General features: G+C 65.8%; 21 protein-coding genes and 1 tRNA gene. 10 read left to right on the plus strand and 12 right to left on the minus strand.

Going from position 1 to position 26,137, the window contains the following annotated elements:
* Positions 1–136 precede the first annotated feature (136 nt).
* Positions 137–1,846, plus strand: coding sequence for an outer membrane beta-barrel protein (locus AC5JDC_RS06775; protein ID WP_495840281.1), 1,710 nt, complete (start codon positions 137–139; stop codon positions 1,844–1,846).
* 26 nt (positions 1,847–1,872) lie between these two features.
* Here AC5JDC_RS06775 and galU read toward each other — a convergent pair whose 3' ends face one another.
* Positions 1,873–2,778 (minus strand): UTP--glucose-1-phosphate uridylyltransferase GalU, encoded by a 906-nt coding sequence (gene galU / locus AC5JDC_RS06780; protein WP_106771462.1) that lies wholly within the window; start codon positions 2,776–2,778, stop codon positions 1,873–1,875.
* 212 nt (positions 2,779–2,990) lie between these two features.
* Here galU and AC5JDC_RS06785 point away from each other — a divergent pair, with 212 nt between their 5' ends.
* Together AC5JDC_RS06785 and AC5JDC_RS06790 are read left to right on the plus strand one after the other, a co-directional pair.
* On the plus strand, positions 2,991–4,217 hold the full coding sequence (locus AC5JDC_RS06785; RefSeq protein ID WP_106771463.1) for a lytic murein transglycosylase: 1,227 nt from the start codon (positions 2,991–2,993) through the stop codon (positions 4,215–4,217).
* A 13-nt stretch (positions 4,218–4,230) separates the two neighbouring features.
* Positions 4,231–5,493, plus strand: coding sequence for an SGNH/GDSL hydrolase family protein (locus AC5JDC_RS06790; RefSeq protein WP_495840284.1), 1,263 nt, complete (start codon positions 4,231–4,233; stop codon positions 5,491–5,493).
* Positions 5,494–5,502: 9 nt separating this feature from the next.
* Here AC5JDC_RS06790 and AC5JDC_RS06795 read toward each other — a convergent pair whose 3' ends face one another.
* From AC5JDC_RS06795 to gltB, 4 genes are all read right to left on the minus strand, one after another.
* The gene (locus tag AC5JDC_RS06795) at positions 5,503–6,957 is read right to left on the minus strand and encodes a glutamate synthase subunit beta (RefSeq protein ID WP_495840286.1); all 1,455 of its coding nucleotides are present in this window, start codon (positions 6,955–6,957) and stop codon (positions 5,503–5,505) included.
* Between the two features lies 1 nt (position 6,958).
* The gene (locus AC5JDC_RS06800; protein WP_495840288.1) at positions 6,959–7,387 is read right to left on the minus strand and encodes a PIN domain-containing protein; all 429 of its coding nucleotides are present in this window, start codon (positions 7,385–7,387) and stop codon (positions 6,959–6,961) included.
* Positions 7,384–7,656, minus strand: a complete 273-nt coding sequence (locus AC5JDC_RS06805; protein WP_106771467.1) for an antitoxin — start codon at positions 7,654–7,656, stop codon at positions 7,384–7,386. The genes AC5JDC_RS06800 and AC5JDC_RS06805 overlap by 4 nt, the downstream gene beginning before the upstream one ends.
* Positions 7,657–7,719: 63 nt before the next feature.
* Complete coding sequence (gene gltB / locus AC5JDC_RS06810; protein WP_495840291.1) at positions 7,720–12,426, minus strand: glutamate synthase large subunit; 4,707 nt, start codon at positions 12,424–12,426, stop codon at positions 7,720–7,722.
* Between the two features lie 466 nt (positions 12,427–12,892).
* On the opposite strand from gltB, the gene AC5JDC_RS06815 reads away from it, so the two are divergent.
* The 3 genes from AC5JDC_RS06815 (at position 12,893) to AC5JDC_RS06825 (ending at position 15,895) form a co-directional block, all read left to right on the plus strand.
* Positions 12,893–13,942 (plus strand): threonine aldolase family protein, encoded by a 1,050-nt coding sequence (locus AC5JDC_RS06815; RefSeq protein WP_495840293.1) that lies wholly within the window; start codon positions 12,893–12,895, stop codon positions 13,940–13,942.
* Between the two features lie 213 nt (positions 13,943–14,155).
* Positions 14,156–15,379 (plus strand): MFS transporter, encoded by a 1,224-nt coding sequence (locus AC5JDC_RS06820; RefSeq protein WP_495840295.1) that lies wholly within the window; start codon positions 14,156–14,158, stop codon positions 15,377–15,379.
* 120 nt (positions 15,380–15,499) lie between these two features.
* Positions 15,500–15,895: a YybH family protein gene (locus AC5JDC_RS06825; RefSeq protein WP_495840297.1), complete on the plus strand. Its 396-nt coding sequence runs from the start codon at positions 15,500–15,502 to the stop codon at positions 15,893–15,895.
* 57 nt (positions 15,896–15,952) lie between these two features.
* Here the strand turns inward: AC5JDC_RS06825 and AC5JDC_RS06830 are convergent, their stop codons facing one another.
* On the minus strand, positions 15,953–16,417 hold the full coding sequence (locus AC5JDC_RS06830) for an Hsp20 family protein (RefSeq protein WP_495840299.1): 465 nt from the start codon (positions 16,415–16,417) through the stop codon (positions 15,953–15,955).
* A 420-nt stretch (positions 16,418–16,837) separates the two neighbouring features.
* Between AC5JDC_RS06830 and AC5JDC_RS06835 the strand changes: the two genes are divergently transcribed.
* Complete coding sequence (locus AC5JDC_RS06835) at positions 16,838–17,809, plus strand: alpha/beta fold hydrolase (protein WP_495840301.1); 972 nt, start codon at positions 16,838–16,840, stop codon at positions 17,807–17,809.
* Positions 17,810–17,948: 139 nt separating this feature from the next.
* Here the strand turns inward: AC5JDC_RS06835 and AC5JDC_RS06840 are convergent, their stop codons facing one another.
* From AC5JDC_RS06840 to AC5JDC_RS06850, 3 genes are all read right to left on the minus strand, one after another.
* Positions 17,949–18,455 carry a DUF1579 family protein gene (locus tag AC5JDC_RS06840; RefSeq protein ID WP_495840303.1) on the minus strand — a complete coding sequence of 169 codons (507 nt, stop codon included), beginning with the start codon at positions 18,453–18,455 and terminating at the stop codon, positions 17,949–17,951.
* 116 nt (positions 18,456–18,571) lie between these two features.
* Positions 18,572–19,345 (minus strand): histidinol-phosphatase, encoded by a 774-nt coding sequence (gene hisN, locus AC5JDC_RS06845; protein WP_495840305.1) that lies wholly within the window; start codon positions 19,343–19,345, stop codon positions 18,572–18,574.
* Between the two features lie 255 nt (positions 19,346–19,600).
* Positions 19,601–20,491 (minus strand): N-formylglutamate amidohydrolase, encoded by an 891-nt coding sequence (locus tag AC5JDC_RS06850; RefSeq protein WP_495840307.1) that lies wholly within the window; start codon positions 20,489–20,491, stop codon positions 19,601–19,603.
* A 187-nt stretch (positions 20,492–20,678) separates the two neighbouring features.
* Here AC5JDC_RS06850 and cpdR point away from each other — a divergent pair, with 187 nt between their 5' ends.
* Positions 20,679–21,041: a cell cycle two-component system response regulator CpdR gene (gene cpdR / locus AC5JDC_RS06855; protein ID WP_106771475.1), complete on the plus strand. Its 363-nt coding sequence runs from the start codon at positions 20,679–20,681 to the stop codon at positions 21,039–21,041.
* A gap of 106 nt (positions 21,042–21,147) precedes the next feature.
* A tRNA-Val gene (locus tag AC5JDC_RS06860) sits at positions 21,148–21,222 on the plus strand.
* A 77-nt stretch (positions 21,223–21,299) separates the two neighbouring features.
* Here AC5JDC_RS06860 and AC5JDC_RS06865 read toward each other — a convergent pair.
* Positions 21,300–22,787: a hypothetical protein gene (locus tag AC5JDC_RS06865; RefSeq protein WP_495840309.1), complete on the minus strand. Its 1,488-nt coding sequence runs from the start codon at positions 22,785–22,787 to the stop codon at positions 21,300–21,302.
* A gap of 300 nt (positions 22,788–23,087) precedes the next feature.
* Between AC5JDC_RS06865 and AC5JDC_RS06870 the strand changes: the two genes are divergently transcribed.
* Positions 23,088–24,890, plus strand: a complete 1,803-nt coding sequence (locus tag AC5JDC_RS06870) for an NAD(P)/FAD-dependent oxidoreductase (protein WP_495840311.1) — start codon at positions 23,088–23,090, stop codon at positions 24,888–24,890.
* Between the two features lie 323 nt (positions 24,891–25,213).
* Here the strand turns inward: AC5JDC_RS06870 and AC5JDC_RS06875 are convergent, their stop codons facing one another.
* On the minus strand, positions 25,214–25,510 hold the full coding sequence (locus AC5JDC_RS06875; protein ID WP_106771477.1) for a GNAT family N-acetyltransferase: 297 nt from the start codon (positions 25,508–25,510) through the stop codon (positions 25,214–25,216).
* Positions 25,503–26,129, minus strand: coding sequence for an alpha/beta hydrolase (locus AC5JDC_RS06880; protein ID WP_495840314.1), 627 nt, complete (start codon positions 26,127–26,129; stop codon positions 25,503–25,505). The genes AC5JDC_RS06875 and AC5JDC_RS06880 overlap by 8 nt, the downstream gene beginning before the upstream one ends.
* Positions 26,130–26,137: the final 8 nt, after the last annotated feature.

Below are 26,137 nucleotides of genomic sequence, written 5' to 3' on the forward strand. Positions count from 1 at the left end.
TAGCGCTTTGACGCGCCGCTGTCCATCGGGAAGACGCATCGACGTCAATCCGGCGCACCCTCAACCCAACGTTAACCATCCCGATTTACGGTTCGGTAAGCATGGCGCGCTGGCGCTGCCGAAGCATTGGGTATTCATGCCGCGGGTTCGCACACAGATACCGTCCAGCCTGCGCGCCGCGACATTCGGCCTGCTGCTCGCCTGCGGCCTGGCGATGGCGCTGCCGGCGGCCGGCCAGGAGGCCGGCGGGCTGCGCGGCGCCATGCGGCCGGAGGGCAACGCGGGTGCCCAGCAGCCGGGGCAGCAGCCTGGACAGCCGCCGAACCCCGGCCAGGATGCCCAACAAGCTCCGGTCTACGTGCCGGCCAGCGAGGGCGCCGTTCCGGACGATCCCGCCGTGGTGAATGCCGACGGCACCACCAGCCTGTTCGGCCAGCCGCAGGAGCAGCGCGGCGCCTTCACCGAGGATCTGCCTATCCCCAGGGCCAGGCCGCCTTCCACAGCACGCGACCGCAAGGCGGCGGCGTCGCGGACCAGCGAACCGGCGGAGCGCGCGACGGCACAGGAGCCGATCGGCCGGGATGGGCAGGACGACACGACCACGGGCACCATCCGCACCGAGGCGATCGGACCGGCCGAGCGGATCAGCGTGCCGGAGGGTGCCGGCCGCCTCGAGGCGATCGAGGACCTCGATCCGCTGAAGCCGGAGGACAACCCGTTCGCTCCACTGGGGATCAGGGTCGGCACCTTCGTGCTGCGGCCTTCCCTCGAGCAGGGCATAACCACGACCTCCAACGCCGACTACAGCGTCGACGGGCAGGAGGCGGTCCTTTCCGAAACGACGCTGCGCCTCAACGCCATCTCGGACTGGACGCGCCATTTCGCCACGCTCGACGCCTATGCGACGTTCCGCGAAACGCTGTCCGGCTACGAGATCAGCGAGACGCGGGCCGGCGGCGTCGCCGCGCTCGACCTCGACATCAACGAGGAGCTGCGCGGCCGGGCCACGCTGACCTACGAGCGCGCGCCGGAGACCGCCGCCTCGCCCGTGGTCATCGAAGGCACGGTCGAAGACCCGATCCGGCAGACTTTCGGCGGCAGCCTCGGCCTGGAGAAGGACGTCGGCAAGGCACGCTTCGGCATCACCGGCCGCGTCGAGCGCGACGTATATGGCGAGGCCGACCTGTCTGACGGCACCACCCTGTCGCAGGACGACCGCAACGCCACCCTGGCGACGCTGACGCTGCGCGGCGGCTACGAGATCTCGCCGGCGCTGACGCCGTTCGTCGAAGTGGAGGGCGGCCACCGGTTCTACGATGAGGACGTCGACAGCAGCGGCTTCCGCCGCTCCTCCGACCGGTTCGGGGCGCGTGGCGGCGTCGAGGTGAACCTCAGCGAGAAGCTGAACGGCGAGCTGTCCGCCGGCTGGATCCGGGAAAAATTCGAAGACGACCGCCTGACGCCGATCGAGGGCCCGACCCTCAACGCCCTGCTGACCTGGGAGCCGGAGCGCGCCACCCGGGTCGACCTCTCGGCCTCCACCACGGTGGAAGGCACGACGACCGCCGGCGAGAGCGGATCGCTGCTGCACTCCGGCAAGATCATCGTCGAGCGGCAGGTCCGCTCCAACCTGACGGCGAGCGCCGAGGTCGGCGCCAGCTATCGCGACTATTCGGGCAGCGACGACCACGACATCCTGTTCAATGCGCAGCTCGGCGCCACCTGGTGGCTGAACCGCTATGCCGGCCTGACCGGGCGCCTGCGCCACGAAAGCCAGACGAGCACGATCGAGGGCCGCGGCTACGAGGCCAACAGCGTCTTCCTCGGCGTCAAGCTGCAACGCTGATTCCGGGGCCTCGCGGTTCGGCCGGTCTACTCCGCGGCCTGCTTACGGCCGGACGGATCGAGGTCGGCGATCAGCCGGTCGAGCATGGCGAGCACGCCGGCCCGCATGTCCGGGCGGGCGAGCGCGAAGGCGATGTTGGCCTCGACGAAACCCTCCGGCGAGCCGCAGTCATAGGTGCCGCCGCGATAATGGTAGCCGAAGAAGGGCTGACGCTTCTCCAGCTTCAGCATGGCGTCGGTGAGCTGGATCTCGTTGCCGGCGCCCCGCTCCTGATTCTCCAGCACCCCGAATATCTCGGGCTGGAGGATGTAGCGGCCGTTGATGAACAGGTTGGACGGCGCCGTGCCCGCTTTCGGCTTCTCCACCATGCCGGTGATCTCGAAACCCGTATGGACGTCGTTGCCCTTGCCGACGATGCCGTATTTGTGGGCCTCGGCCGGGTCGCATTCCTGGACCGCGACGATGTTGTTGCCGGTGCTCCCGTAGAGCTCCACCATGCCCTTCAGGCAGCTCTTCTCCGACTGCATGATCATGTCGGGCAGAAGCAGCGCGAAGGGCTCGTCGCCGACCAGGTCGCGCGCGCACCAGACCGCGTGGCCGAGCCCGAGCGGCACCTGCTGGCGCGTGAAGCTGGTCTGGCCGGGCCCCGGCTGCAGGCGCTTCAGATAGTCGAGCTGCTCGGTCTTCCCGCGCTGCGACAGCGTGTCGTAGAGTTCGAACTGGAGATCGAAATGGTCCTCGATCACGGCCTTGTTACGGCCCGTGACGAAAATGAAATGCTCGATGCCCGCCTCGCGCGCCTCGTCCACGACATACTGGATTACTGGCCTGTCAACGACGGTGAGCATCTCCTTGGGAATCGATTTGGTCGCGGGAAGAAATCGGGTGCCGAGGCCGGCCACCGGGAAAACAGCTTTTCTGACTCGCTTCATGCCGCAATTTGATCCGTTTCTAGGGACGCCCCCGTAGGGAGCGACGAGACATCTTGATGCCGGAATTTAAGATTAGTTCATGGCGAAAGACAACATGGGGTGTCGCTTAGAACTTCCGTCGGAAATTTTCGTTCCGGCCGGCCTATGGTAAACTGATCGCTAACCGCCTCCTGTGATGAATGGGTATCCCTGAGTTCGTATTGGAGGAACACATGCTCGTTCGCACGACCGCAAGACGCGTTGCAAGCGTGGTGGCCGCCGCCGGCTTGTCGCTCGCCCTTCTCGCCGCCGCGAGCCCGGCTTTCGCCGATGCCGGCTTTCAGCGCTGGGTCGCGGGCTTCCGCGCCACGGCGGCCGAAAGCGGCGTCTCCAGGGCGACCTATGACCGGGCTTTCCGCGGCGTCACCGCTCCCGATCCGGAGGTGATCGAGAAAGCACGCTACCAGCCGGAATTCACCGCACCGGTCTGGGACTATTTCGACAACCGCGTGCATGAGCACTCGGTCCAGGTCGGCCGCGCCATGGCGAAGAAGTGGAAGCCCTGGCTCGACAGGATCGAGGCCCGCTACGGCGTCGACCGCCACATCCTGCTGGCCATCTGGTCGATGGAGTCCAACTACGGTGAGATCCTGAAGAACGACAAGGTGATGCGCAACGTCGTCCGCTCGCTGTCGACGCTCGCCTATGCCGACAAGCGGCGGGCGAAGTTCGCACGCACGCAGCTCATCGCCGCCCTGAAAATCCTGCAATCGGGCGACATCGACGAGAGCCACCTGACCGGCTCCTGGGCCGGCGCGATGGGCCACACGCAGTTCATACCGACCTCCTACCAGGCTTATGCCGTCGATATGGACGGCGACGGCCATCGCGACATCTGGAACTCGGTTCCCGACGCGCTCGCCACCGCTGCCAACCTTCTGAGGAAGAACGGCTGGCAGACCGGCAGGACCTGGGGCTACGAGGTGGCGCTGCCGGCCGGCCGGAAGTTCCCGAGCGGCTCGGTGACCCTGTCGAAATGGCAAAGCCTCGGCGTCACGCGCGCCAGCGGCAAGCCTTTCCGCAACGGCGGCGACAAGGCCGAGCTGAAGGTGCCGGACGGCAGGAGCGGCCCGGCCTTCCTGATGACGCGCAACTTCTTCGTCCTCAAGCGCTACAACAACGCCGACAAATACGCGATCGCCGTCGGCCTGCTGGCCGACCAGATCGCCGGTTACGGGCAGCTTGCGCAGGACTGGAACAGGCCCTTCACCAAGCTCTCCTTCAGCGAGAAGCAGGAGCTGCAGCAGCGGCTCAGCGCGCACGGCTATTACGACGGCAAGCCGGACGGCAAGATCGGCGAGGGATCGCGCAGCGCCATCAAGGCGTTCCAGGTCCAGGCCGGGCTCGAGGCCGACGGCCATCCCAGCATGGAAGTGCTGCGGGTGCTGCGCCAGAGATAGATCGGAGAGCGGATTGCGGGAGACTCCGCGAAGACGGTTCGTCTGGACAGGCTTCGCCATCGCCGCCGCGGTGGCGGGGCTGCTGGCCGTCGGCTTCGTCGCGGCGTCGGCACCGGTGGCGCTCGCCCAGGAAGCGCGCCCCTGGTCGCTCCGTAACCTGTTCTTTCCCCGCCGCGCCCAGCGCATGGAGCCGCGCCAGTGGCGCGAGCCGGGGGAGCGGCTGCGCAAACCGTCGACGCCGCGCACCAAGCCGCCGCAACGCAAGACGGCGATCAAGCGGGTCGTCGAGCCCGAGATCGTCATCGATCCCAAGGCGCCGGACGCCAAGGTCGTCCTCGTCATAGGCGACTTCATCGGAGGCGGGCTGGCCGAAGGGCTCGACATGCTGTTCGCGGAGAACCCGCGGGTTCGTGTCGTCGACCGCACCAACGGCGCATCCGGCTTCGTCCGCGAAGATCATTTCGACTGGCCGGGCAACGTGGCCGGCATCGTGGCAACCGAGAAGCCGGCCGTCGTGGTTGCGCTGGTCGGCGCCAACGACCGCCAGCAGATGCGGATCGGCGACAGGCGCGAGACGCTACGGTCGGAGGCCTGGACGCGCGAATACTCGGCGCGCGCCGCAAGCTTCGCCAGTGCCATCTGGGCGACGGACGTGCCGTTCGTCTGGGTCGGCACAACACCCTTCAAATCGCCCAAGGCAACATCCGACATGCTTGCACTCAACGACATCTACCGCAAGGTCGCGGCGGATGTCGGCGCCGAGTTCATCGACGTCTGGGAAGGCTTCGTCGACGAAAAGGGCAGCTTCATCACCAGCGGCGCCGACATCAGCGGCCAGCCGGTGCGGCTGCGCTCGGGCGACGGCATCAACTTCACGGCGGCGGGCAAGCGCAAGCTCGCCTTCTATGCCGAAAAGCCGCTCAAGCGGCTTCTCGGCGAGGCGGGAGCGGGTGCGCCGACAGGACCCGGCGTGGAGGGAGTGCCCCCCGGCGGGACCGGACCGATGATCCCGACCGACCGGACCGTGCCGATGGCGCTCAACGATCCGGAGCTCGACGGCGGTACCGAGCTGCTCGGCGCCACCGCTTCGTCCCGGCCGGAAACGCCGGCGCGCCCGGCGGCCGCGGCGGACGACGCGACGGTAGCGGGACGGGCGGACGATTTCTCGTGGCCGCGCGGACAGGCGGCGGCCGTGCCTCAGCCGGCGCGGGATGGCACCGCCACCGCGTCGACGCAGGCCGACCGACGGGGGGTCATGCCCGTCACCGCGGAATAGGGCGCCGGGTCAAAGCGGCAGGACGCTCGCGCCCATCAGCGCCTCGTCGATCGAGCGCGCGGCCTGCCGGCCTTCGCGGATCGCCCACACGACCAGCGACTGGCCGCGTCGAACATCGCCCGCGGCGTAGAGGCGGTCGACGCTGGTGCGGTAGTCCCGGTCGTTGGCGGCGACATTGGTCGAGCGCCGCATGTCCTTGATGAGTTGCAGCCGCCCGTCCAGTTCCTTGAGCACGCTGTCGGCAAAGGGACCGGCGAAGCCGATGGCGATGAAGGCGAGATCTGCGCGGATGACGAATTCCGTGCCGGCGATAGGCTGCCGCTTCTCGTCGACCTCGCAGCATTTTACGCCGGTCAGCGCCCCGTCCTCGCCGATGAACTCCAGCGTGGCCACCTGGAACTCCCGCTCCGCGCCCTCGGCCTGGGAAGACGAGGTGCGCATCTTGGTCGCCCAGTAGGGCCAGACCGTCAGCTTGTTCTCCTTCTCCGGCGGCTGCGGACGGATGTCGAGCTGGGTGACCCGCACCGCGCCCTGCCGGAACGCCGTGCCGACGCAGTCGGACGCCGTGTCGCCGCCGCCCACGACAACCACATGCTTGCCGCCGGCGAGGATCGGCTCGGCCGGCCATGCGACCGACTGGATGTCCTCGTGGCCGACGCGCTTGTTCTGCTGCACCAGATAAGGCATCGCATCATGCACGCCCTCGAGATCGGCGCCCGGAATGCCCGCCGGGCGCGGCGTCTCGGAGCCGCCGCAATAGAGCACGGCGTCATGGCCGGCGAGCAGTTCGTCGATGGTCTTGTCGACGCCGACGTTGACGCCGCAATGGAAGGTGACGCCCTCGCCGCGCATCTGCTCGACGCGGCGGTCGATGAAATGCTTCTCCATCTTGAAGTCGGGGATGCCGAAGCGCATCAGCCCGCCCGGCTTCGACTCGCGCTCGTAGACATGGACGTCGTGGCCGACACGCGCCAGCTGCTGGGCGGCCGCCATGCCGGCCGGGCCGGAGCCGACGACGGCGACGCGCTTGCCCGTCTTGCTCTCAGGCGGCTGCGGCCGGACCATGCCGAGTTCGTAGGCCTTGTCGGCCAATGCCTGCTCGATCGTCTTGATGGCGACCGGGATGTCCTCCAGGTTGAGGGTGCAGGCCTCCTCGCACGGCGCGGGACAGATGCGGCCCGTGAATTCCGGGAAATTGTTGGTCGAGTGCAGGTTGCGGATCGCATTCTCCCAGTCGCCGGCGTAGACGAGGTCGTTCCAGTCCGGGATCTGGTTGTGGATCGGGCAGCCGGTCGGGCCGTGGCAGAAGGGCACGCCGCAATCCATGCAGCGCGCGGCCTGTTTCTCGACCTCCTTGTCCGACATCGGCAGCGTGAACTCGCGGAAGTGCCGGATGCGGTCGGAGGCCGGCTGGTACTTGTGCACCTGCCGGTCGATCTCGAGAAAACCAGTTACCTTGCCCATTCTAGTTCCGTTCCTGCCCGGCGATATCGTCTCGCCAGTTCTCTAATTTCAATCCCGCGATGTCAGCCTCCTGTATGGCCGCGTCGCTGGTTACAAGCACCGCATCGCGGACTATGGCATGAGCCGCGATCCAGAGATCGTTTGGCGACAGCCCCTTGCCGATCCGCTCGACCTTAACGCGAATATCTCCATAAACGTCGCCGACTTCCGGCTCCAGTTCATCAATGCGCAGGCTGCTCAACAGATAGGCCATACTCGGATTGGAGCGCGCGTCGGGTCGCTTCTTCATTCCGTACCTGATCTCGCTTGACACGATCACACTGATGCCCATGTGTCCTTTGGTCATCGTCTGGAACCGCTTTCCGACGACGCCATCAGGCTCTCGCGCAACATCGATGAGAACATTGCTGTCGAGCATGTAGCCGCTCATAGCTTGATATCGTCCAAAGGCAGCATGTCGCTGTCATCAATGTCCGGGAAATCATCCTCTGTCAGCTTGGGCTGCTGACGCAACCACTCGATGATCTCCTTCGGAGAGCGTTCGCGCCTGTCCGGAATCACAGTCAAGCTTCCATCTGCTTCCTTGCGGATCGTGACCTCGTCACCTTCAAATTCGAACTCCTTCGGTATGCGGATCGCGCGGCTTCGTCCATTCCGGAAGACGCGGGCGCGTTGCTCAGTCTTGGGCTTGTTCAGCATCGCGGCCTCCGTATGGCATATGCTTAGACATATGCCATACCAGGTTTTCGTTCAAGAAGAAGGCTACTCCGCCGCCACGTTCATCCTGAGCCGCTCCATCTCCTGCAGCGCGCGGCGATACTCGACCGGCATCACCTTCCGGAATTTCGGCCGGTAGGCCGCCCAGTCCTCGAGGATCGCCTTGGCGCGCGTCGAGCCGGTGTAGTGCGCATGGTTGGAGATGAGCTGCACCAGCCGCTCCTCGTCATGCCTGGTCATGTCGCCCGACACGTCGACGCGGCCCTTGTGGGCGATGTCGCCGCCGTGGTGGTGCAGCTTCTCCAGCATGTCGTCCTCCTCGGGGACTGGCTCGAGTTCGACCATCGCCATGTTGCAGCGGTTGGCGAAATCGCCGTCCTCGTCGAGCACATAGGCGACGCCGCCGGACATGCCGGCCGCGAAGTTGCGGCCCGTCCGGCCGAGAACCACCACCACGCCGCCGGTCATGTATTCGCAGCCATGGTCGCCGACGCCCTCGACCACCGCCGCGGCACCGGAGTTGCGGACGGCAAAACGCTCGCCGGCGACGCCGCGGAAGTAGCACTCGCCTTCGATGGCGCCGTAGAGCACGGTGTTGCCGACGATGATCGATTCTTCCGCGACGATGCGGGCATCATCGGCGGGGCGGATGATCAGGCGGCCGCCCGACAGTCCCTTGGCCACATAGTCGTTGCCGTCGCCAACCAGTTCGAAGGTGATGCCGCGCGTCAGGAAGGCGCCGAAGGACTGGCCGGCGGTGCCGGTGAGCTTCACCGAGATCGTGCCGTCCTTCAGTCCCTTGTGCCTGAACCGCTTGGCGACCTCGCCGGCGAGCATGGCCCCCGCCGAACGGTCGACGTTGCGGATCGGCATCTCGATCTTCACCGGAAGCCTGCTTTCCAGCGCCGGCCGCGCCTGCTCGATCAGCGTGCGGTCGAGCACGTCGTCGATCGGGTGCTTCTGCCGCTCGGTCCAGTGCGTCGCCTCGGCCGGCGCGTCCGGCTTGAAGAAGACGCGGCTGAAGTCGAGGCCCTTGGCCTTCCAGTGGTCGATCAGTTCCCGCTTCTCCAGCAGGTCGGAGGCTCCGACGATCTGGTCGAGATGCGAGAAGCCCATCTCCGACAGCAGCTCACGCACCTCCTCGGCCACGAAGAAGAAGTAGTTGATGACGTGCTCGGGCGTGCCCTTGAAGCGCTTGCGCAGAACCGGGTCCTGCGTGGCCACGCCGACCGGGCAGGTGTTGAGATGGCACTTGCGCATCATGATGCAGCCGGCGGCGATCAGCGGCGCCGTCGAGAAGCCGAATTCGTCGGCCCCGAGCAGCGCGCCGATGATGACGTCGCGGCCCGTCCTCAGGCCGCCGTCGACCTGCAGCGCCACGCGCGAGCGCAGGCCGTTCAGCACCAGCGTCTGGTGCGTCTCCGCCAGCCCCATCTCCCACGGCGAGCCGGCATGCTTCAGTGAGGTCAGCGGCGAGGCGCCGGTGCCGCCGTCGTAGCCGGCGATGGTGATGTGGTCGGCGCGCGCCTTGGCGACGCCTGCCGCGACCGTGCCGACGCCGACTTCCGAGACCAGCTTGACCGACACGTCGGCCTCCGGGTTGACGTTCTTCAGGTCGAAGATGAGCTGCGCCAGATCCTCGATCGAATAGATGTCGTGGTGCGGCGGCGGCGAGATCAGGCCGACGCCCGGCGTCGAATGGCGGGTCTTGGCGATGGTCGCGTCGACCTTGTGGCCGGGCAATTGCCCGCCCTCGCCCGGCTTGGCGCCCTGCGCGACCTTGATCTGCATCATGTCGGAGTTGACGAGATACTCCGTGGTCACACCGAACCGGCCCGACGCCACCTGCTTGATCGCCGAGCGCTCGGGATTGGCCCCGCCGCCGGGCAGCGGCAGGTAGCGGTCCGGCTCCTCGCCGCCCTCGCCGGTGTTCGACTTGCCGCCGATCTGGTTCATGGCGCGCGCCAGCGTGGTATGCGCCTCGCGACTGATCGAGCCGAACGACATGGCGCCGGTGGAGAAGCGCCGCACGACCTCGGCGGCCGGCATCACCTCGTCGAGCGGCACCTTCTTGCGGCCGCTGGCCTCCGCCAGCTTGATGTTGAAAAGGCCGCGGATCGACTTTGCCCGCGCGGTCTCGCTGTCGATCTGCTCGGAAAATTCCTTGAAGGTGTCCCACGAGCCCTGCCGCACGGCATGCTGCAGCGAGGCGACGGCGTCGGGCGACCAGACATGCGCCTCGCCGCGCATGCGGAACAGATACTCGCCGCCGACCTCCAGACTGTTGCGCAGCACCGGGTCGTCGCCGAAGGCGTCGCCGTGGCGCAGCACGGTCTCGGCCGCCACCTCGTCCAGTCCGACGCCCTCGATCGTCGTCGCCGTGCCGGTGAAGTACTTTTCGACGAAATCGGACTTCAGCCCGACCGCGTCGAATATCTGCGCGCCGCAATAGGACTGGTAGGTCGAGATGCCCATCTTGGACATGACCTTGAGGATGCCCTTGCCGATCGACTTGATGTAGCGGCCGACCACCTCGTAGGCGTCGACCTCGGCCGGCAGCTCGCCGCGCTTGTGCATGTCGAGCAGCGTGTCGAAGGCGAGATAGGGATTGATCGCCTCGGCGCCGTAGCCGGCCAGGCAGCAGAAATGATGCACCTCGCGCGGCTCGCCGGATTCGACCACGAGACCGACCGACGTGCGCAGGCCCTTGCGGATCAGGTGATGGTGCACCGCCGCCGTCGCCAGCAGCGCCGGGATGGCGATGCGGTCCGGCCCGACCTGGCGGTCGGACAGGATGATGATGTTGTAGCCGCCGGCCACGGCCGCCTCGGCACGGTCGCACAGGCGGTCGACCGCACCCGGCATGCCGGAAGCGCCTTCCGTCGCCGCGTAGGTGACGTCGAGGGTCTTGGTGTCGAAGCGGTCCTCGGTATGGCCGATCGAGCGGATCTTCTCGAGATCGCCATTGGTGAGGATCGGCTGGCGCACCTCGAGCCGCTTGCGGCGCGAATTGCCGACCAGATCGAAGATGTTCGGACGCGGCCCGATGAAGGACACCAGGCTCATTACCAGCTCCTCGCGGATCGGATCGATCGGCGGGTTGGTGACCTGGGCGAAATTCTGCTTGAAATAGGTGTAAAGCAGCTTCGACTTGTCCGACATGGCCGAGATCGGCGTGTCGGTGCCCATCGAGCCGACGGCCTCCTGGCCCGTGGTCGCCATCGGCGACATCAGCAGCTTCGCATCCTCCTGCGTGTAGCCGAAGGCCTGCTGGCGGTCGAGCAGCGACACATCCCTGCGCAGGGCGCGCGGCTCGACCGGGCTCAGATCCTCCAGCACGAGCTGGGTCCGCTTCAGCCAGTCGCGGTAGGGATGCTTCCGGGCGATCTCCGACTTGATCTCGTCATCGGAGACGATGCGGCCCTTGACCAGGTCGATCAGCAGCATCTTGCCCGGCTGCAGGCGCCACTTCTGGACGATATGCTTCTCCTCGATCGGCAGCACGCCGGCCTCCGAGGCCAGGATGACCCGGTCGTCGTCGGTGACGATGTAGCGCGCCGGCCGCAGCCCGTTGCGGTCGAGCGTCGCGCCGATCTGCCGCCCGTCGGTGAAGCAGACCGCGGCCGGGCCGTCCCACGGCTCCATCAGGGCGGCGTGGTACTCGTAGAAGGCCTTGCGCTCGGCATCCATCGACTTGTTGCCGGCCCAGGCTTCCGGGATCAGCATCATCATCGCATGCGCCAGGCTGTAGCCGCCCTGGAACAGGAATTCGAGCGCGTTGTCGAAACAGGCCGTGTCCGACTGCCCCTCGTAGGAGATCGGCCAGAGCTTGGAGATGTTGTTGCCGAACAGTTCGCTGTCGACCGAGGCCTGGCGCGCCGCCATCCAGTTGTTATTGCCGCGCACGGTGTTGATCTCGCCATTGTGGGCGACCATGCGGTAGGGATGCGCCAGCTTCCACGACGGAAACGTGTTGGTGGAGAAGCGCTGGTGGACGAGGATCAGCGCCGTCTCGAAGCGCGGATCCGACAGATCCTTGTAATAGGCGCCGACCTGGTAGGCCAGGAACATGCCCTTGTAGACGATGGTGCGCGCCGACAGCGACACGCAGTAGGAGCCGATGTCCCTGTTGTCGTTCTCGGCATAGATGCGGCCGGAGATCACCTTGCGCAGCAGATAGAGCCGCGCCTCGTACTCCTCGTCGTCGGTGATGTCGGGCGGGCGGCCGATGAACACCTGCCGGTGGAACGGCTCCGACGCGACGATGTCCGGCGCCTTCGACAACGAGGAGTTGTCGACCGGAACATCACGGAAGCCGATGAGCGGCAGCCCCTCGGATTGCGCGGACTCCGCGATGATCTCGTTGACGTGCTCGCGCAGCGCCGCGTCCCGCGGCATGAACCAGTGGCCGACGCCATACTGGCCGGCGGGCGGCAGCTCGATGCCCTGCCCGGCCATCTCCTCGCGGTAGAAGCGGTCGGGAATCTGAACGAGCACGCCGGCGCCGTCGCCCATCAGCGGGTCGGCGCCGACGGCGCCGCGATGCGTCAGGTTCTCGAGCATGGCGAGCCCGTCCTTGACGATCTGGTGCGACTTCACGCCCTTCATCTGGGCGATGAAGCCGACGCCGCAGGCGTCATGCTCGTTGCGCGGATCGTACAGGCCCTGGGCGCCGGGAACGCGTTTGGCGGCGACGGCATTGGTCGGGGCGGCAAACTGCCGCGCGCGCGTCGCAAATGGCATGTCCGTCATCGCTCGGTCCTCCGTCGTCTTCCGCTTCCCCGGCGTCCGCCGTCGGTCAGGCCGGCGGCATCGGGATCGGGTTACGGTGGTCTCTCGAATTCACCGCGTCTTCGTCGCACCGGATAGCGCCCGCAGACCGGCTCCCTGTCAATCCGGCAATGCGGGTACTGGTCACAGAACGAGCCGGAACGGCGCATTTGACGCGCTCGATCCGGCGACTACTGCGCGGATAAATAAGACAGCACTGCTGTCCTAAATTTCTTATGACAGAAACCGGCGCCCCGCACAAGACCGAATTGGAAACAAACCATGAGCACCGCGAAAGAAAATGTCTTCCCGCGCGGCGCTTCACGCAACTTCCGGTCGCGGAGCAGCTGGAACCTGCCCTGTCGCCCAAGCACGTCCTGGCCCTTGAAAGCCGCCGCGGAATGGCGTCTTGTCGCCCTTCCCGCCTGATCGACCCATGGACCTTCGCATGCAGTTTTCTTCCGACAATTGGGCCGGCGCCCACCCCAGGGTCGCCGAGAACCTGACGCGACGCACTGCCGGCTACGATGCCGCCTATGGCGGCGGAGCGCTCGACAAGGCGGTCGCGGCAAAGTTCAACGATATCTTCGAGCGCGAGGTCGACGTCTTCTTCGTTGGTACCGGCACCGCCGCGAACGCGCTGTCGCTCAGCCTGTACAACCCTCCGGGCGGCATCTCCTTCTGCCACCGCGAAGCGCATGTCATCGAGGACGAATGCGGCGCGCTCGAATATCTCAGCGGCGGCGGACGCCTGCGCACCGTCGACGGCGCCGAGGGCCGCATCTCGGCCGAAAGCCTCGACCGGGCGATCGGCCGCTTCGTGCCGACCTTCGTCCATGCCGGGCGGCCGGCGGCTGTGACCATTACCCAGGCCACCGAAGCCGGCACCGTCTATTCGCTCGACGACATCGCGGCGATCTCGAACGTGGCCAAGACATATGGCCTGCCGCTGCACATGGACGGCGCCCGCTTCGCCAATGCGCTGGTCGCGCTGAAGGCGACGCCGGCCGAGATGACCTGGAAGCGCGGGGTCGACATCCTGTCCTTCGGCGCCACCAAGAACGGCTGCTGGTGTGCCGAGGCGGTGGTGCTGTTCGACCGCGGCAAGGCCGAGGAGTTCCCCTTCCTGCGCAAGCGCGCCGCGCAGCTCTTCTCCAAGTCGCGCTTCATCGCCGCCCAGTTCGAGGCCTATTTCGCCGACGGCCTGTGGCTGGAGACGGCGGCCCATGCCAACGCCATGGCCGCCCGTCTGGCCGCCGCGATCCGGGCATCGAGCAACGCCAGGCTGGCATGGCAGCCCCAGGCCAATGAGGTGTTCGCCATCATGCGCAAGGAGGCAATGCAGATGGCGCTCGCCGCCGGCGCGTCCTTCTACGACTGGCCTCCGCCGCACAGCTTCGTCGGCACGATCGGCGAGGACGAGACGATGTGCCGGCTGGTCACCAGCTTCGCGACCACGGCAGCGGAGGTGGATGCGCTGGCGGGGCTGATCGGCTGAAGAGGGCCCGGCCGCGCGATCGGGCCACACGCACCGAAGGAGGCCGGCGTCGGAGCAAAGCGGAAGAGAGCAAGGCAACGCCGGCGCTAAGCAGTTGCCTCTGCCTTCTATCCGTCGAGCCCTTGACCTCAACCTAGATTGAGGAATTACAGCGAAGGCAATGGCACACCTCACCGGCCGCCTCCCGGCCGGCCCAGCGATCGGAGCAGCAGCGTGACGTCAACCCAATCGGCCGCGTCCGACACGCATGCGGCGAGGCAACCGGGCTTCGGCCGCAAGGCGACGCTCTTGTCCGTCGCCACGCTCACCATCATGGCGGGCACGACGATCTCGCCATCGCTGCCGGCGATCGAGGCCGCTTTCGCCGAGGTCGACAATGTGCAGTTGCTCGCCCGCATGGTGCTGACCCTGCCGGCGCTGTTCGTCGCCTTCTGCGCACCGCTGATCGGCGGCCTTGCCGACCGCTACGGCCGCCTGCGCCTGCTGACCGCCTCGATCGTGCTGTACGGCGTCGCAGGCGTTTCCGGACTGTTCGTGGACAGCCTCGCCGCGCTGCTCGTCGGCCGCGCCGCGCTCGGCGTCGCCATCGGCGGCATCATGACGCTGGTCACCGCGCTGGTCGGCGACTATTTCGCCGGCCCGGAGCGCGAGCGCTATCTCGGCCTGCAGCAGGCCTTCACCGGCCTGGGGGGTGTCGTCTTCGTGCTCGGCGGCGGCATGCTGGCCGATTTCCACTGGCGGGCGCCCTTCGCGGTCTATGCGATGGCATTCGCCATCATCCCGGCCATCATCCTGTTCCTGACCGAGCCGAGGCGCTTCGGCGCCGCGTCGCCGGTCGCCGCAAGCCAAGCCGAAGCGCCGGTGAAATGGCTGCCGGTGGCCGCGCTTTGCCTTCTGTCCTTCCTGATCAACATCGCCTTCTACGTCGTGCCGTCGCAACTGCCGTTCCAGATGCGCGCGATCGGCCTGACCGCCCCGAGCAGCGCCGGCCTGGCACTCGGCCTGCACAACCTCGTCATGGCCGGCACGGCCTTGTGTTACGGGCGCTTGCGCGCCTCGCTGAGCATCCCGGCGATCTTCGGCATCGGCCTCGCGCTGATGGCGCTCGCCTTCCTGCTGGTTTCAGCATCCGACACGATGCCGTCGGTCCTGATCGCGATGGCGGTCTGCGGCGCCGGCCTGGGTGTCGCCGTGCCGAACCTGATGTCGGCGGCGATCTCGGTGGCGACACCGTCGACGCGCGGGCGCATCGCCGGCACGGTCACGGCCAGCATGTTCATCGGCCACTTCGCCTCGCCCTTCGCAAGCCAGCCCTCGATCGACGCCTTCGGCTATGCCGCGACCTTCCGCGATGCGGGTTTCGGCCTCGTCCTGCTGGCATTCGCCGCCATAGCCGTCGGCCTGTTTTGGACAGGCCTCACGTCGCATCGAAGCTGAGCGCCGACCCGTCGCTGCGCGGCGATCCGGCCGGACCTGTCACCGGCGGCCCGATGCTGGCGCGTATTTGGAACCTGCGGCTCCTGGCTGCTTTCCCCCGTGAAGGAAAGGAGTTTCCGCATGTCGACATTCAGCGAATTCATGAAAGAGCGCGAGAAGGCGGCGGCGGCCTATTGCCAGGGCGATGGCGAACCCGTGCTGGCGTTGAGCACGGCGCGGGAGCCCGCCAGCTTCTTCGGCCCCGACGGCAAGGTCTTGCGCGGAGCGGAGTCGGTCCGGAACGCCTACGAGACCGGCGCAAGACAGTTCGGCCGGGACGGCGAGAGCCGGCTCGAGGTTCACCAGACGGCGGAGGCCGGAGACATCGCCTACTGGAGCGGCGTGCAGCGGGCGATCGTAGAGCTGGGCGGCCGTCGCGTGCCGATGGACCTGCGCGTCACCGAACTGTTCCGCCGCGAGGACGAAGCATGGAAGCTGGTCCATCGCCATGCCGACATCCTGAAATCCGGCGAGTGACCACCAACGAAAGCGGCGCCCGAAGGCGCCGCCGCAATCGTCAGATCAAAGCCGGTCTTAGTTGACGCTGGTCTCGATCTGCTTGGCCTTAGCCGGCGCAGCCGCGATGGCGATCTTGCGCGGCTTCAGCTCCTCCGGAACGTTGCGCTTCAGATCGATGTGGAGAAGGCCGTTCTTGAGGGTGGCGCCGACGACCTCGACATGGTCGGCGAGCTGGAAACGGCGCTCGAAGGCGCGCCCGGCAATGCCGCGATAGATCACTTCGCTGCCTTCGCCGTTGCCCTCCTCCTTGCGCTCGCCCTTCACGCTGAGCACGTTGCGGTGCGACTGGATGTCGATGTCGCTGTCGGCGAAGCCCGCCACCGCCATGGTGATGCGGTAGGAGTCCTCACCGGTCCGCTCGATGTTGTAGGGCGGATAGGACTGGCCGCTCTCCGGCTGGCCGAGCGAGTCGAGCAGCGTGAAGAGCCGGTCGAAGCCGACGGTGGAACGATAGAGAGGGGAAAAATCGACGTGACGCATTGTCTGTTCTCCTGTTGAGCAACATGGCGTTTTTGACCGTCGCGAGGACCCGTACTGGCGTCCCGCAGTGATCAGCGGCCCCGTTCTGGCGGCCGCAAAATTTATTTGGGTGGGGCTTCCGCGCATTTCAAGGGAATATCCCCGCCCCTTCCGCGTTCATGAACCGGAGATGAACCGCGCCTTCGGCCGCCGTTCAGCCGGCACGACCTAGGCTCGCGACGTCTCGAGAAAGCGCCGCGCCCGCGCGGCGTGACGGGGCCGAGCCGGGTGCATCGTCCCTTCCGCCCGGATCGAAAAGGCCGGAATGCCGTGTAAGGCGGCTTCCGGCCTGCTCCGTCGTCCAACGCTCCGTTGCAATTGCCGGCCAAGCGCCTAGTTTCGCGAGGGTGCCCTCTTTCCAAGCCCCGACGGGCGAGCCCAATGACCGAACTCTTCTTCGACATCCCCGGCAATCCACGCCCGGATCGCGCCACCGGCGGCTTCCTGAAGACGCGCGACGGCTACCGGCTGCGCTACGCCCACTTCCTGCCCGACGGGCAGCCGGCGCGGGGCACGGTGGTCGTCCTGCCCGGCCGCAACGAATGCATCGAGAAGTATTTCGAGACCATCCGTGACCTTTCCGCACGCGGTCTCGGCAGCGTGATCATGGATTGGCGCGGCCAGGGCGCGTCCGACCGGCTGATCCGCAACCCCATGCCCGGCCATGTCATCTCCTTCGATCATTACGCCGACGACCTCGACCAGCTCTTCACCGAGATCGTGCTGCCCGACTGCCGTGGTCCCTATTTCGTGCTTGCCCATTCGACCGGAGCGCTGATCGCGCTGCTCGCGGCGCCGCGGCTCGCCAACCGGGTGCAGCGCATGGTGCTGATCGCGCCGTTCCTCGGCCTTGTCGGCATGCCATTGTCGATGAGGAACATCCGCCGCATCCTCGGCCTGCTCTACTGGATCGGCCTGCGCCGCATCTATGCCTCCGGCGGCAGGCGTCCCGAGCAGGCACCGCCCTTCGCCACCAACAAGCTGACCACCGACGTCGACCGCTACCGCCGCAACATGTCGTTGTGGGCGGCCCACCCGCAGCTGACGCTCGGCGGCCCCACCGTCTCCTGGGTGCGCGCCGCCTGCATCGCCGCCGACATGATCCAGAGCCCCGCCTTCGTGGAGCGCTTCCGTATCCCGACGCTGGTGGTGGCGGCGGGCGCCGATGAAGTCGTGTCGACCCGCGCCATCGAGGATTTCGCCCGACGGCTGAAGACCGCCTCGCTGCTCACCATAGACGGCGCCCGCCACGAGATCCTGCAGGAAGCCGACCGCTACCGCGAGCAGCTTCTGGCGGCCTTCGACGCCTTCGTCCCGGGATCGGCGGCCGAGGCCGTCGAGGCTGCGGATTGACGCGAGCGCAAACCAGGCACCCCGGCCGGCTGGTGCATTCAGGTGCCGTCGCGACGATGTCGCCGTCCCGACAGTCGGCGACCGGTCAGCGCGCCTCAACCAGAATGCCAGGCATGAAAGCGCGCCTGCCGGTGCGGAATCACGCCGCGCGGCTGAACCGCATATCCCAGTTTGTCTCCCAGGTTTCGCCGCCATCGGCGGAAAAGGCCTGCTGCCATCGTGCGGCGCTTTCGGTGATCTCGGACCAGATGAAGCGAACCTTGATCGGCTTTCCGTCGAAGAGGTCGTCGCACAGGAACGTGCCCACGCCGTCCTTGAACGAGCCACGCACCGGCACGTCGATGACCGATGGGTTGCGCCCGTCGATCCACCAGATCGCCCAAAGCCCCGTCGCGGGATCGAAGGTCCGGACAGCCGCAGCGCGATAGGTGCCGTCGGGAAATTCGATCAAATTGTCCTCGACATTGCCGAAGCCGCCGAGCATCGGCCGCGTCTCGCTGGTGCCGGCGAACTCGTCCCATCTGGTGTCGCCCTCGAGCCGCTTTTGCAGCCGACGATGGCGGACGTTCCAGCGCCCGAACAGGCGATCGAAATCGGTATGGCCGTCACCTTGCGTGTCGTGGCTGTGGATGACTTGTTCCGGCATTGCGGTTATCTCCGATGCGAAGATTTCGCTGAGTTTGCAGGCTAGTCCGGTCCTGCTGACACCTCTGTGTCAGGAGGTTTCAGGCGGCGGTCCGTGGCCGGACAGGCGGCGAGCATTCAGCCCCGCAACATCGCCATCGCCGCTTCGTGCAGCTCCGGCGTCGCCGCAGCGACGATGTCGCCGCCGTCCTCGGCCGGACCGCCGTCGAAGGTGGTGACCACGCCGCCGGCCTGCTCGATGATCGGGATCAGCGCGGCGATGTCGTAGGATTGCAGCCCCGGATCGGTGACGATGTCGACCTGGCCCGCCGCGACCATGGCGAAGGCATAGCAGTCGGTGCCGTAGCGGGAGAGCCGGACCGCCTGCTCCAGCCGGTCGTAGCAGCCGCGCATCCCGCCCTTGAACAGCGCCGGCGTGGTGGTGAACAGGATGGCGTCGGCCAGCGCCGTTGTCTTGCGCGTGGCGAGCGGCCGCTCGCCGCGCGGACCCTCGTAGCGGGACCCGGTGCCGGTGGCGTAGAAGAGCTCGCCGGTGAAAGGCTGCGACATCATCCCGGCAATCGCCTCACCGTCGACGGTCAGCCCGACCAGCGTGCCCCACACCGGAATGCCGGAGATGAAGGCGCGCGTGCCGTCGATCGGGTCGATGATCCACTGGTAGGGGCTGGACGGGTTCTCGGCGCCGTGCTCCTCGCCGAGGATGCCGTGGTCGGGATACTCGGCCTTGATGATCGCCCGGATCGCATGCTCCGCCTCGCGATCGGCCTCCGTCACCGGATCGAAGCCGGCGGCAAGCTTGTTGGCGACGGCGCCCTGGCTGCGGAAGCGCGGCAGCGTTTCGGCCGCCGCCGCGGCGGCGATTCGGCGCAGGAAATCTGCGGGAACGATCACGGGAGGTCCTTTCCGGGATTTTTCAGCGGCAAGTATGTGGCAAAAATGTCACAAATCCGGCCGCCTGAGAATCAAACATCACTCTGAATTAAGAATTCTGCCAGGATCGCTTGACATTTGTGCAATGCACAATATGCTTATTGATGAACAGGGTTTCCCTGTTCATGCCCTCCTTGGGCGTTTCCTCCCTAGACTTCGACCGCGTTGTGCGAACAACGCGGTTTTTTTTGACCGCCGCCGGCCGAGCCCGCTACGCTATTCGGCGGCGAGCGGCACCCCCCCGAAGACATGGTCGGGCAGCGACATCAGGTCGGCTGAGAAGCGGCTGAGATCGTCGGCGAGCGCGTCGAAGCCGGGCGACTTCTGAAACGTCCGCTCGTTCATGTAGAGCCCGCGGTTGATCTCGATCTGCAGGGCGTGCAGGCTGCGGGCCGGCCGGCCGTAATGCTCGGTGATGAACCCCCCGGCATAGGGCTTGTTGTGGGCGACGGTGTAGCCCATCGCCGACAGCAGCGAGATCACCACTTCCACGAAGGAAGCCGAAGCGGAGGCGCCGAAACGGTCGCCGACAATGAAATCCGGGCGGATGCCGCTGTCGCCCACGCGGATGCTTGCCGGCATGGAGTGGCAGTCGACCAGGACGGCATAACCGAAGCGCGAATGCGTCTCGGCCAGCAGGCGCTTCAGCGTGTCGTGATAGGGCTTGTAGACGCCCTCGATGCGGCCGAGCGCCTCGCCGAGCGGCAGCCGCGACGGATAGATGTCGAGCCCCTCGCCGACCAGCTTGGGGATGGTGCCGAGCCCGCCCGCCACCCGCGCCGAGCGGATGTTGGCGAAGGACGGCACCGGCTCGTGGAACATGCGCGGGTCGAGCTCCCACGGCTCGCGGTTCACGTCGAGATAAGCGCGCGGAAAGTTGGCGGCCAGCAGCGGAGCCCCCAGCGCCACCGCGCCGCCAAAAAGCTCGTCGACATAAGAATCCTCCGAGCGCCGGATCGCGGTTGCGTCGAGCCTGGTCATCGCCAGGAAACGCTCGGGATAGTAGCGGCCGCTGTGCGGCGAGTTGAAGACGAACGGCACCCGCTGTTCGACGGCGGCGCGAATCTCGAAAGGCGCGACCGCGCCGAAGTCGGCGGCGGTGGTCATCTGCGCTGTTCCTGGACTCGGTACACCATTGTTCGAAACTGCCATCTGCCGCGGCCCGTGTCCAGCTTCGCCCGGCCCGGCGGAACCGCAGGCATTCACTTGATATTTACCCGCCGCTCTTCATATACAAGTCATGGTTAACGGGCCGTCCCGCGACGGCTCGCCGAACTGATTCGGACGGGAAGACATGGCACGCATCCTGCTGGCGGAAGACGACGACGACATGCGCCGGTTCCTGGTCAAGGCGCTGGAGCGCGCCGGCTACGACGTGAGCGATTTCGACAACGGCGCCAGCGCCTACGAACGGCTGCGCGAGGAGCCGTTTTCGCTGCTCCTGACCGACATCGTCATGCCGGAGATGGACGGCATCGAGCTGGCCCGCCGCGCCACCGAGATCGACCCGGACCTCAAGGTCATGTTCATCACCGGCTTCGCCGCCGTGGCGCTGAACCCCGACTCCAAGGCGCCGAAGGATGCCAAGATCCTGTCGAAACCCTTCCATCTGCGCGAGCTCGTGAGCGAGGTCGAGAAGATGCTGCAGGCCGCCTGAACGCGGTTTTCGCCCGGCAGAGCGACCTGCCTGCGCTGGCGCAAATAGCCGCCATCGGAACTATTGACGCGCCCGATCAAACATGGTGTATGCGCGGCATTCGGATGGGCGTGTAGCTCAGCGGGAGAGCACTACGTTGACATCGTAGGGGTCACAGGTTCAATCCCTGTCACGCCCACCATTCGAAGCGATTGCCGGACCACACCACGCGCGCAGCGATGTGGCACGCAAATGAAATAGCCACACCAATAGGTACATCTAAGCTCCAGTCTGGTCCCAATGCACTCCGGGCCTTCCAGAATCCTCAGGAACAACTAGAGAATGTCCTGGCAAGGGCCAACGGGTGCTGTGAGACCCTACTTTGTACGGCACCATAGTCTCTGTGATTGCCCAACTCTCATTCTTTCGCGTTGTGGCTTCGGGCACGAAAATATTCCCGTAGACCCAACGGAGTCGTGAGCTTCGTGGTTCGAAAAAACGTGCTTGGAAACTATTGGAAATATGGCGAGTGAAATCTACGTACGAGCCCGCGTAGCTCTCGATCCCAATGTGAATCACCCCCGGTCGATCGGATGGCAACAGGCCTTCGGCATCGGCTAAGACCTTGCGGAAATGCCGCGCTTTTCGAGCAATAGCTTTTTTCGAATGGCTCAACCAACTGACAACGCTCGCTTGATATACAGCGTCCGCGTAGGCAGGCATCTGTGACCAGGGCCGCCACTTCGCTGCTATGCTGTGATCCGCCTCATGCGTATAGTGTCCGGCCAAGAGTTCGATCATTCGACTTCCGCCGAAGTAGACATGGTCCTTAACCAAAACTTTGCGGATGAGTGGCCAGTTTACAGGACGGACACTTCCCCAAGCGATTTCATCTTCCCATGGATTTAGTGATCGCCTCTGGATTGCCAAGCGGACAGGCGCAACAAGATAGTCGTCTGGCACATTGTCGAGCTCGACCTTGTACTTAACCTCGACCACAACAGATTCGCTCATATCTAGGCAAAGAGCGTGAATCGGTTTTGCGAGTTCCATACCTCGCGCTTTCTCTCGGGCGGCATAGGACGAGGGCGTAAGCCTCTTGCACTCTACGGCCCACCGACTCCCTTTTCGAAAGACATGCAAGTCGGGTGTTCTGCCCCGCCCTGGCGTTTCGGGTACAAACTCCACGCGATCCCAGCCGTTACGCTTATATGCGAGCGCGACCAACAACTCATAGATGCCACCATCGGGCTGGCGTCGTTCCGACAGCATGATGCGCCCCGCTCGTTCCTCGACGTCTCTCACTTTCAGTAGAAGAGGGAGTTCCTTGCCAATACGAGTCAGGAACGGAACAGCACGCATTACTCCTTCTGGGGTCCAGAATTTTCGATCAACAGGATATGTTTCCGCCTGGAGAATATACCAAGCAGCGGTATCCGCAGGATCGAAAAGAGGTGTTGGGAGCCCTTCACGCATTCTATCTCGCGCAGAAACAAGGAAGCTCTTAGCAGCGTCGAGACGTTTTTCCATTTGACTGCTCGGAACAAAGGACTTGAACCAAGCGACGGCTAGCATGAGTACGTCGTCACGCCAGTCGTGCCCCTCGAGCGGCGCCGTCCAATCGGGATCAATCCTCTGCATTCCCGTCAGTCCATTCATATCAAGCGGAATTTTTTTAAATTTGCACAAAAGCGGCACGTGATGAATACCGTCTGTCCAATCAGCACTGCTGATAGTGGTAGCGTAGCCTGCGGTCCCCACTCCCAAGTTCGAGCGCGTCCGAGCCAACGTCGCTGTCCGTGCCTTCGCTATCCCTCTGACCGAAAGTCGAAAGGCCTTGCTCTGGTCATCGCGCGCTCATTCCGTATGATCGTCGGCGGCCATCGGATTTCGGCGTGGAGGAGGCCGCGCGGGACATCGGGGTATGCAGGAGGCATGTCCCGGTCACGCTCGCGATCGCCGCGTCACGGAGGAAATTCGCAGCACCGGATGCAGGACGTGGCGGTGAACCGTTGCGTCGACGTTCGAGTTCGCCGTTGGCCGGACAGCCAGTGTAGGGAGGAATGCATGCTCGACAAGGCCCCGAACCAGAAACTCGCCGGACTTCTCGAAAAGTTCGGCGCGGCCCTGGCCTCCGGCGACATCGACGCCGCGGTGTCGCTGTTCCAGGACGACTGCTACTGGCGAGACCTCGTCGCCTTCACCTGGAACATCAGGACGATGGAGGGCAAGGAGCAGATCCGCGACATGCTGAAGAGCCGGCTCGCCGATGTCGGGCCGTCGAACTGGGCGGTTGCCGAGGGCGAGGACGCCGCAGAGGCGGACGGGCTGCTGGAAGGCTGGATCAGCTTCGAGACGAAGGTGGCGCGCGGCTACGGCCAGATCCGGCTGAAGGACGGCAAGATCTGGACGCTGCTCACCACCATGGCCGAGCTGAAGGGGCATGAGGAGAAGGCCGGCTTCACCCGCCCGCTCGGCGCCAAGCACGGTCACGGCAAGGGCCGCAAGTCGTGGAAGGAGGAGCGCGAGGAGGAGATCGCCGAACTCGGCTTCAGCCGCCAGCCCTATTGCGTCATCGTCGGCGGCGGCCAGGGCGGCATCGCGCTCGGCGCCCGGCTGAAGCAGCTCGGCGTATCCACCATCATCGTCGAGAAGAACGAGCGCCCCGGCGACAGCTGGCGCAAGCGCTACAAGTCGCTCTGCCTGCACGACCCCGTCTGGTACGATCACCTGCCCTATATCGACTTCCCCAAGAACTGGCCGGTGTTCTCGCCAAAAGACAAGATCGGCGACTGGCTGGAGATGTACACCAGGGTGATGGAGCTCAACTACTGGACCTCCACGACCGCGAAGAAGGCCAGTTACGACGAGGCCGCAGGGGAATGGACCGTCGTGGTCGAGCGCGACGGCAAGGAGATCGTGCTGAAGCCGAAGCAGCTCGTGCTGGCGACCGGCATGTCCGGCAGGCCCAACCTGCCGAAATTCCCCGGCATGGAAAAATTCAGGGGCGACCAGCACCATTCCTCGCGACATCCGGGGCCGGACGCCTATGCCGGCAAGAAGGCGGTCGTCATCGGCTCCAACAACTCCGCCCACGACATCTGCGCGGCGCTGTGGGAAGCCGGCGCCGACGTCACCATGGTGCAGCGTTCGTCCACCCACATCGTGCGCTCCGAGACGCTGATGGAGGTCGGGCTGAGCGCGCTCTATTCCGAGCAGGCGGTGCGCAACGGCATGACCACCGCCAAGGCCGACCTGATCTTCGCCTCGCTGCCCTACAAAATCCTGCACGAGTTCCAGATCCCGCTCTACCGGCAGATGAAGGATCGCGACCAGAAGTTCTACGCGGATCTGGAGAAGGCCGGCTTCATGCTCGACTGGGGCGACGACGGCTCCGGCCTGTTCATGAAATATCTGCGGCGCGGCTCCGGCTATTATATCGACGTCGGCGCCTGCGATCTCGTCATCGACGGCTCGATCAAGCTGAAGAGCGGCTCCGGCGTCAAGGAGATCACCGAGGATGCGGTGCTGCTGGAGGACGGCACAAAACTGCCGGCCGACGTGATCGTCTACGCCACCGGCTATGGTTCGATGAACGGCTGGGCGGCCGAGCTGATCTCGCGCGAGGTGGCCGACAAGGTCGGCAAATGCTGGGGTCTCGGCTCCAACACGACCAAGGATCCCGGTCCCTGGGAGGGCGAGCAGCGCAACATGTGGAAGCCGACGCAGCAGGAGGGTTTGTGGTTCCACGGCGGCAACCTGCACCAGTCGCGCCACTATTCGCAGTTCCTGGCGCTGCAGCTGAAGGCGCGGCAGGAGGGCATCCCGACGCCGGTCTACGGCCTGCAGGAGGTGCATCACAAGGGCTGATGCCGCGGGCGTTGTGCTGCGAAACGCAACCCTCACCGGCCCTTCGAGCCCCTCTCCCACACTTGGGGCGAATGCGCAGCTCCAGCGATAGGCGCTCACCTTGCGGCCAGCGCTCCTCTCCCCGGGAGGGCCGGGCTATCGCATATGAGTTTACCCCCACCCCTAACCCCTCCCCACAAGGGGGAGGGAGACCGGCTGACGTCTCCGCCGAGCACTCATCGTCGACGGTCGTGCATTGCATCGCGGCCGCAAAGTCGCCCTCCCCCCTTGTGGGAAGGGGTTAGGGGTGGGGGTACAGGTCGCAACGCTATCGCAACGCCCCATCAGCCCTTCAGCACGTCCGCCCATTCCGGATGCCGGCGGAACTGCGCGTTGGCGAACGGGCATAGCGGCATGATCTTCTTGCCGGCGGCGCGGGCGTCCTCGACCGCGCGGGTCACCAGCCGCAGGCCGACCCCCTGCCCCCGAAAAGCGTCGGGGACGCCGGTGTGGTCGATGATGATCAGCTTTTCGCCGGCCTTGGAGAACGTCATCTCCGCCTCGGCGCCGTCGGCGCGGTAGAGATAGCGGCCTTTCGAGCCGCTCTCCTCGAATTCGATCTCCGGCACCTGCTCAGACATTGTTCTTCTCCTTCACCACACCGGCCAGAAAGCGCCGCGCCGCCTCGATCTCGCCGGGCCGCACCTCGTGCCCGCCCTCGTGCCAGTCGACTGTGACATCCGCGCCGGCCGCGCGCAAACCGGCGGCCAGCCGCGACGTCAGCTCCGGCGGGCAGATCGGATCGCGGCGCCCGGCCGTGACGAGAATGCGGCGGCCGGCCAGACTGCCTTCAATCTTCGGCTCGAAAGGGATCAGCGGATGCATCAGCACGGCGGCGTCGAACAGCTCCGGCTGCCGGAACAGCACCGAAGCAAGAATGTTGGCGCCGTTGGAATAGCCGATGCCGAGCACCGCCGACGGCTTCTCGGCCGCCCGGTGCGCCTCGACGAAGGCAGCCATCCTGGCCGTCGCCCGCGCCAAGTCGGCCATGTCGTAGACGCCCTCGCCGGTGCGCCGGAAGAAGCGGGCGGCGCCGCCCTCCGACACGTCGCCGCGCGGCGACACGATCGTTGCCTCGGGCACGAGATCGCGTCCGAGGGATACCAGCTGGTTCTCGTCGCCGCCCGTGCCGTGGAAGGCGAGGAGCAGGGGCCCGCCCGGCTCTCCGGGCAGGCGCTTGTGGATGTAGGAAGTCGACATCGGCATTC

The organism is Kumtagia sp., from assembly GCF_059502445.1.

Bases quoted from the DNA above. Each gene is read 5' to 3' on its own strand.
- AC5JDC_RS06805 (WP_106771467.1), bottom strand. From the start codon at position 7,656: ATGCTGAACAAGCCCAAGACTGAGCAACGCGCCCGCGTCTTCCGGAAT.
- AC5JDC_RS06840 (WP_495840303.1), bottom strand. From the start codon at position 18,455: ATGCCGGAACAAGTCATCCACAGCCACGACACGCAAGGTGACGGCCAT.
- AC5JDC_RS06880 (WP_495840314.1), bottom strand. From the start codon at position 26,129: ATGTCGACTTCCTACATCCACAAGCGCCTGCCCGGAGAGCCGGGCGGG.
- AC5JDC_RS06870 (WP_495840311.1), top strand. From the start codon at position 23,088: ATGCTCGACAAGGCCCCGAACCAGAAACTCGCCGGACTTCTCGAAAAG.
- AC5JDC_RS06775 (WP_495840281.1), top strand. From the start codon at position 137: ATGCCGCGGGTTCGCACACAGATACCGTCCAGCCTGCGCGCCGCGACA.
- cpdR (WP_106771475.1), top strand. From the start codon at position 20,679: ATGGCACGCATCCTGCTGGCGGAAGACGACGACGACATGCGCCGGTTC.
- AC5JDC_RS06800 (WP_495840288.1), bottom strand. From the start codon at position 7,387: ATGAGCGGCTACATGCTCGACAGCAATGTTCTCATCGATGTTGCGCGA.
- AC5JDC_RS06835 (WP_495840301.1), top strand. From the start codon at position 16,838: ATGACCGAACTCTTCTTCGACATCCCCGGCAATCCACGCCCGGATCGC.
- AC5JDC_RS06850 (WP_495840307.1), bottom strand. From the start codon at position 20,491: ATGACCACCGCCGCCGACTTCGGCGCGGTCGCGCCTTTCGAGATTCGC.
- AC5JDC_RS06795 (WP_495840286.1), bottom strand. From the start codon at position 6,957: ATGGGCAAGGTAACTGGTTTTCTCGAGATCGACCGGCAGGTGCACAAG.
- AC5JDC_RS06825 (WP_495840297.1), top strand. From the start codon at position 15,500: ATGTCGACATTCAGCGAATTCATGAAAGAGCGCGAGAAGGCGGCGGCG.
- AC5JDC_RS06875 (WP_106771477.1), bottom strand. From the start codon at position 25,510: ATGTCTGAGCAGGTGCCGGAGATCGAATTCGAGGAGAGCGGCTCGAAA.
- gltB (WP_495840291.1), bottom strand. From the start codon at position 12,426: ATGACGGACATGCCATTTGCGACGCGCGCGCGGCAGTTTGCCGCCCCG.
- AC5JDC_RS06785 (WP_106771463.1), top strand. From the start codon at position 2,991: ATGCTCGTTCGCACGACCGCAAGACGCGTTGCAAGCGTGGTGGCCGCC.
- AC5JDC_RS06815 (WP_495840293.1), top strand. From the start codon at position 12,893: ATGCAGTTTTCTTCCGACAATTGGGCCGGCGCCCACCCCAGGGTCGCC.
- AC5JDC_RS06830 (WP_495840299.1), bottom strand. From the start codon at position 16,417: ATGCGTCACGTCGATTTTTCCCCTCTCTATCGTTCCACCGTCGGCTTC.
- galU (WP_106771462.1), bottom strand. From the start codon at position 2,778: ATGAAGCGAGTCAGAAAAGCTGTTTTCCCGGTGGCCGGCCTCGGCACC.